Annotated in this window: 1 protein-coding gene; it reads right to left on the minus strand. The window is 67.5% G+C overall.

The window, feature by feature from the left end; translation table 11 throughout:
* Positions 1-666: efflux RND transporter permease subunit (locus ACU8YC_RS25315; RefSeq protein WP_446896006.1), on the minus strand; the 666-nt coding region annotated here is incomplete at its 3' end.
* Between the last annotated feature and the right edge of the window lie 15 nt (positions 667-681).

Raw genomic sequence — 681 nt, forward strand, 5'->3', positions numbered from 1 at the left:
GATCACGCCGGCCGCGGCCTCCACGTTCTGGGCCTGGATCTCGCGCACGACGTCGCCCGCGGACAGGCCGTGCTCGGCCACCTTCTGCGGGTCGAGCCAGATCCGCATCGCGTAGTCGCCGGAGCCGAAGAGCTGGACCTGGCCGACGCCGTCGAGCCGGGCCAGGCGGTCCTTGATGTTCAGCACCGCGTAGTTGCGCAGGTAGGTCATGTCGTAGCGCCCGTTCGGCGACACGAAATGCACGACCATCGTTAGGTCGGGGGAGCTCTTCACCGTGACGATGCCCAGCTGGCGCACCACGGCCGGCAGGCGCGGCTCGGCCTGCGAGACGCGGTTCTGGACGAGCTGCTGCGCCTTGTCGGGATCGGTCCCCAGCCGGAAGGTGACGGTCAGGGTCATGATGCCGTCGGTCGTGGCCTGGCTCGACATGTAGAGCATGCCTTCGACGCCGTTGATCTGCTCCTCGATCGGCGTCGCCACGGTCTCGACGATCACCTTGGGATTGGCGCCCGGGAAGGTGGCGCGGACGACCACGGAGGGCGGGACCACGTCCGGGTACTCGGAGATCGGCATCGCGAAGAGCGAGAGCAGGCCGCCGATGAAGATGAGCATCGAGAGCACGCCCGCGAAGATCGGGCGGTCGATGAAGAACTTGGAGAGATTCATGCCGCCCTCCGAGGG

It is taken from the genome of Citrobacter sp. VF227 (assembly GCF_052950715.1).